3 protein-coding genes are annotated in these 6,579 nt (G+C 48.4%); all 3 read right to left on the minus strand.

Annotated features, from left to right (window positions below; all coding sequences use genetic code 11):
* The coding region (locus E5983_RS08125) for a MucBP domain-containing protein (RefSeq protein ID WP_331251105.1) at positions 1 to 3,734 on the minus strand (3,734 nt) is incomplete at its 3' end.
* 258 nt (positions 3,735 to 3,992) lie between these two features.
* On the minus strand, positions 3,993 to 4,868 hold the full coding sequence (locus E5983_RS08130; protein WP_160333355.1) for a glycosyltransferase family 2 protein: 876 nt from the start codon (positions 4,866 to 4,868) through the stop codon (positions 3,993 to 3,995).
* Positions 4,869 to 6,440, minus strand: a complete 1,572-nt coding sequence (locus E5983_RS08135; RefSeq protein ID WP_202056612.1) for a GT-D fold domain-containing glycosyltransferase — start codon at positions 6,438 to 6,440, stop codon at positions 4,869 to 4,871.
* Between the last annotated feature and the right edge of the window lie 139 nt (positions 6,441 to 6,579).

Here is a 6,579-nt window from a genome sequence, read left to right on the forward strand (position 1 = left end):
GACACTGATTCGCTTACGGATTCAGATACTGACTCACTCACGGACTCAGATACTGACTCGCTTACGGACTCTGATACGGACTCACTCACGGACTCAGACACGGATTCGCTCACAGATTCTGATACGGATTCACTTACGGACTCAGATACGGATTCGCTTACGGACTCTGATACGGACTCACTTACTGACTCGGATACTGATTCGCTCACGGACTCAGACACGGATTCGCTTACTGATTCAGACACTGACTCACTTACTGACTCGGATACTGATTCAGACACTGACTCACTTACTGACTCGGATACTGATTCGCTAACGGACTCAGACACTGACTCACTCACGGATTCAGATACTGACTCACTTACTGACTCACTTACTGACTCAGATACTGACTCGCTTACGGACTCGGATACTGATTCGCTCACAGACTCAGACACGGATTCGCTTACGGATTCAGACACTGACTCGCTTACCGATTCAGATACGGATTCAGACACTGACTCGGATACTGATTCGCTTACTGATTCTGATACTGACTCACTTACGGACTCAGACACGGATTCGCTTACTGATTCTGATACTGACTCACTTACGGATTCAGACATGGATTCGCTTACTGACTCTGATACGGACTCGCTTACCGATTCAGACACTGACTCACTTACGGACTCAGACACGGATTCGCTTACTGACTCTGATACGGACTCGCTTACCGATTCAGACATGGACTCGCTTACCGATTCAGACACTGACTCGCTTACTGATTCAGACACGGACTCACTTACGGACTCAGACACTGACTCACTTACGGACTCAGACACTGACTCACTTACGGACTCAGACACTGACTCACTTACGGATTCAGATACTGACTCACTTACGGACTCGGATACTGATTCGCTCACGGACTCAGACACTGACTCACTTACGGACTCAGACACTGACTCACTTACGGACTCAGACACTGACTCGCTTACGGATTCAGATACGGATTCGGAGACTGATTCGCTTACGGATTCAGATACGGACTCACTTACGGACTCACTTACGGACTCAGACACGGATTCACTTACGGACTCGCTTACGGATTCAGATACGGATTCGCTTACGGACTCGGATACTGATTCAGACACTGATTCACTTACTGACTCAGACACTGACTCACTTACGGACTCAGACACTGACTCACTTACGGACTCGGATACTGACTCACTTACGGATTCAGATACTGACTCACTTACGGACTCAGACACTGATTCGCTTACGGATTCAGATACGGACTCACTTACGGACTCGGAGACTGATTCGCTCACGGACTCAGACACTGACTCACTTACGGACTCAGACACGGATTCACTTACTGATTCAGATACTGACTCACTTACGGACTCGCTTACGGATTCAGATACTGACTCACTTACGGACTCGGAGACTGATTCGCTCACGGACTCAGACACTGACTCAGATACTGATTCGCTTACTGACTCAGACACTGACTCACTTACGGATTCAGACACGGATTCAGACACGGATTCGCTTACTGATTCAGACACGGATTCAGATACGGATTCGCTAACAGATTCAGAAGTGGATTCGGACACCGACTCACTCACGGATTCAGATACAGACTCGCTTACGGACTCAGAGGTAGATTCGGATACAGAAGTACTGATTGACTCTGATACGGATTCTGACACAGAAGTACTAATCGATTCTGAAGTAGATAGAGATACACTCTCACTAACAGATAGAGATTCTGAAACAGAGAGGGAGGTGCTGGTACTTACTGATTCAGATGTACTTTGACTCACGGACAAGGACTCTGATACTGAAACGGAAGCACTGGTACTTGTTGACAAAGAGGTACTTTGACTCACAGACAAGGACTCTGATACTGAAACAGAGGCACTAGTACTTGCCGACAAGGAGTTGCTTTGACTCACAGACAAGGACTCTGAAGCCGAAACAGAGACACTAGTACTTGCCGACAAGGAGTTGCTTTGACTAGCGGAAAGAGACTCAGATAAGGACTGAGAAGACGACTGACTCGCAGCTAGAGAAGCTACCAGGCTATCGCTAACAGATTCTGATTCTGAAACAGCCACCGACTCACTTTCGCTCATAGACAAGGACTCCGAAGAATTGTCCTTTTTATAGACATAGTAAACTTCATTGTTAGTAGCAGTACGGGTAAGGTAACCAGAGTTACTACTGGTGTCTGGATCTACTAAAACATATCCCTCAACATCCAATGCTACTGTAGTGTAAGCTGACGCAACCCAGCCCTTTTGCACCACTTCCTCCCGAATAGGATTGTCGTTCTCATCCACAAAATATGTAGTCTGCTCCACATAGGTAGCCTTAGGTCTAAATACAATTGACGGACCCGTAGATGTCTTAGTCGGACTCTCCCAAAGCCATTCGGTTACGAGATTGTCAGCTGCTGGATTGATCGCCACCTGAGGTTGGCTTCTACGATCTAGGCTATAGTTCAGACTAAAACCATCTTGTGTTTTTTCTACAGCAGTTCGACTAAAGCTAATTGGTGTCCTTGTTAACAGGTTTTGCTCCGAGTCAAAGGTGCTGACATAGTAGTTTTGAAGGTCCTTGGTTTTCGAAACCGTGATATAGTTACCTGTGCTCTCATCACGACCCACGTATTCTGTATAGTAGCCTGGGTTGGGATCTCTTGGTAGGTTTTCATGTGGTACCAAGTCATCAATGCCATAGCCTGGTAAATCAGCCGGCTCTGATAGGCCGCTGGTACCTGTCGCTTGACGAAGAGCTGAACTTAAGGCACTTGTCCCGACTTCTTTTTCAGCCGTCACCGCTACCTTAAAGATCGCCTTGCTGTCTACACCCTCCTTAGCCAATTCAGCGACCAAGGCCTGGTTGCTCGTTTTCAAAGCCGATACAGCTGTCTGAATCTCAGTCAAGGTCGCAGACGAATTGCCCAAGACCGCTGTTGCGGCTGCTAGATCAGCCTGGCTAGTTGCCAAGGCCGCCGCCAAATCCACAGAGCTGGAATCCGATACCTGCTCTTGGGCCAACTGATTCAGGAGCTCTGCGCCACTCTGCACCTGGGTCAATTCTGCTAGCCCAGCTTCCCGATCCTTACTCCCCTCTAGGACCTCAACCGAACCATTTTCTGACTGAACAAGGTCAGATTGACTGGTCTGGTCCGCTTTACTTGCTTGGGATGAAAGAGCTTCTGAGCCAGGCAGCGACTCCGAGTTCGAAAGAACAGCACTTTCAGATAGAGACTCTGAAGCAGAGACAGATTCCGAGGCGCGGGCAGACTCACTCACAGATAAAGAAAGCGACTCTGATGCAGATAGTGAAGCCGAAAGCGACGCTTCTACAGCATTCTCCTTGCTCTCAGACTGCTGGCTCACCTCAGTCGAAGTTTCCACCTCCACAACCGCTACAGAAGCTGCCGCAGAATCTGCCTGCAAGGCAACCTCATCCTGGGTCGTTAACAGGTCACTAGCCACTTCTGACGAGGCCACGGTTTCCTCCGCAAAGGCCTCATCCGTTGCTAAGGCAGCCCCACCCATGAGGGCTCCCAGTGCTCCTGCTCCTTTTAAAACGGTGTTGGGTGAGAGCAGTTTAACCTCCAAGTCATCGTAACCCGATCGCTCAGTCCGACGTGCTACTGCTTTACCGAATAATAGGGTTCCAACTGTCGACACGACGGTACTCACCCAGTGCTTACCAGATTTGCGCAGCTTCACGCGCGTATGTCTGTAGGATTCTACATGTTTTCCATTTTTCAATCTCACAAGAACACAACCTTTCAAAAATTAGTATACCTCATATTTTATACCAAGTTCCATCAATTTTCAACCAATTGAACCTGATTTATCTATCTTTTTTCACCAAAAAATAAAAGACCAGGGTCTCCCCCAATCTTTCATTCTACTCGCTCCTCCTTCCATCCGAACGCAAACGGGGAGAACCCGGTAGCACAGCTCGATAAAGAAGCAAAAAACCTAGCTCCACTTGTCGAGAATCCTAAGGAGAGTCAGGCATTTCTGATAGTCCTGCATCTCTCCAGCCTCCAACAAGGCATCCCGGTGGAGCTGCAGTCGCCAGCGATAGGCTCTGAGCTCAGCTGTAACATCAAAGCCAATCAAGGAAAGGAGGGTAACCCGCTCCTGAATACTTCGAAGTGGAAAAACATGGACCGCATCAACAGTTTTGGTCACCGAATTCGACCGCTTCCGATGAAAGTAACTCCCTGTATGACTGTAGACCAGCTTGTCGGCCAGTAGGTAGAGTTTCCAGGTAGTGTAGTCGTCCTCCACCTTTTCATCTTCAGGATAGACAATACCCTGGAAGAGACTAGCCTTATAGAGTTTGGCCCAAGGAACCGTAAAAACCTGACTAAATCCCTGGCGGGCATCATATTGGTAGTCAAACCACTCCGCCGGAGTCAAGGTTTTTTGAAAATAGTCCTCGCCTTGTAGGTGAAAGCGAAAAGCCCCAAGGTCGTCCACATACTCTGTGAAATTACAAATGGATATGTCCGCATCCTGCTCCTTCAAGGCCCGGTATAGGGTTTCCACATGGGTCGCCTCCAGCCAATCATCATTATCAACGAACAAGATATAGTCCCCTGTAACCAAGGGGAGGGCTGTATTACGGGCCGCTCCAACACCAGATCCGCCAAGCCGCTTATGAATCACGCGCACCCGTGGATCCTTAGCCCGATAGTCTTCACAAATCCGCGCCGAACCATCAGTCGACCCATCATTAACCAAGATAATCTCCAACTGCCTATAAGTCTGACCCAGAATACTATCCAGACAGGGATCCAGGTAAGATCCTGCATTAAAGACCGGAACAATGACCGTTACTGTTTCCATCTAGTCCTCCTTCCGATGGTGCGCGAGCAAATCCAATTTGCTCGAGATTTGCTGGTAGAGTTCGATTTGACCCGAATATAGGGCATCCGCCTGGCATTTTTCCAACCGCCTGTGATAGGATTCCACATGCTCGGTCACATCATAGCCCAAAGCAACTAGCAAGGCCAAGCGCTCTTCAGCAATCGCCAGCATACTCGCTGTATCCGTCTGCATCTGATTACGGGACAAACCAGCCGGACTCTGGGAATAATAATAGAGGGGTTGGTTGATAAAATGAATCCGTTTGGCCTTGAGATAGAGCTTGTAGATGGTCGCATCATCTTCCCGCAAACGCCCAAGCGGATAAGCAATCCCTTCCCAAAGCGCACGTTTAAACAACTTCATTGGCGAAAAGGTAAAGACCAGGTGGAAATTGTTGGCCCCACTGCTCTCCTTTTGCAACCATTCTTGCACGGAATAGGTTTGCTCAAAAAACATCTCTTGGGTAATGGAGAAGAGGAAGGATTGACGCTCTTCATTGAAAGAAGTGAAATTACAAATGGAAATGTCCGCATCATGTTCAACCAATGACTGATACAACACTTCCAAATAGGTCGCTTCCACAAAATCATCCGCATCGACAAAGGTCACATACTCTCCCTGAGCCAGTTGGATACCGCGGTTTCGAGCCGCCGATGGCCCCTGATTCTCCTGATGTACAACCTGAATCCGGGAATCTCGAGCTGCATAGTCCTGACAGATCCCACCACTACCATCGGTTGAACCATCATTGACCAGAATCACCTCAAACCGATCATAGGTCTGCTTGAGAATCGAATCCAAACAACGCCGGAGATAGTCGGCAGCATTATAAACAGGGACCACAATCGAAATCAGCTCCGCTTGCAGCTGCTCCTGGCTCCCTTTTACTTCAAAATCCATGTCATCCTCCTCGACACCAATCCGTGCCACAATTTGCCGCTCATAATCAAGGTTCACCTCTAAGCGTAAACCCTCATCATAATTAAACTCTGCCGTATGCTTATATCCCAAGGGCACCTTGTGGGTCGCCCCCATTTGGAACCATTCGTACTCCGAATCAATATGCCCCAGATCCAGGGCCTGATAACCTGCTGCATGCAAATCCCGCACCAGCACCTTGGCCGTCGGACCCAACATAACCAAGATCAAGCGCTTCTCAGCCCGTGCCCGGACAGCTGCCTCGATTTCTGCATAATGGGCAAAAGCGTTCCGCGAAGGACAGATAATCCGCTCCAAGGAGCCTACTCCAGCAAAAAGGTCATTGCCAACGCCCGAGCGGGACGTTTCCCCCTCCACGAGTAAGACATCTCGCCCTTGCCACAGAGCCTTCAAGGCTTGAAAAGAAGCCGCCGCTTGCCCTTTGTCCAGCAAATCAATATAAGGCCTAGAAATAAAGGTTGAACCATACCAAGGTGATTGGCAATGCTCTTGGTAGAAGGTCTGGTAACGCGCAAAATGCTGCTGCCAAAAATGCACCGCATTGGAATTGTAACGCTCCAACTGTTGAAAGACATCCGGAAGACAGACTAAAAAATCCGGGCTCTTTGTCAAGTTGTGTGGAATCCCTGAAAACTGACAGTTTTAGGCTTTTATTATTTAGCTTTTTAATAAGGGTGTTGAGATGGTTTTAACGTCAATCCGAATCCGGCTTCTTTCGAATTTCTATGAGATGCTTTCCCTGTGGTGGGGG

It is taken from the genome of Streptococcus danieliae (assembly GCF_009767945.1).
In the GTDB taxonomy this organism is placed as follows: domain Bacteria; phylum Bacillota; class Bacilli; order Lactobacillales; family Streptococcaceae; genus Streptococcus; species Streptococcus danieliae.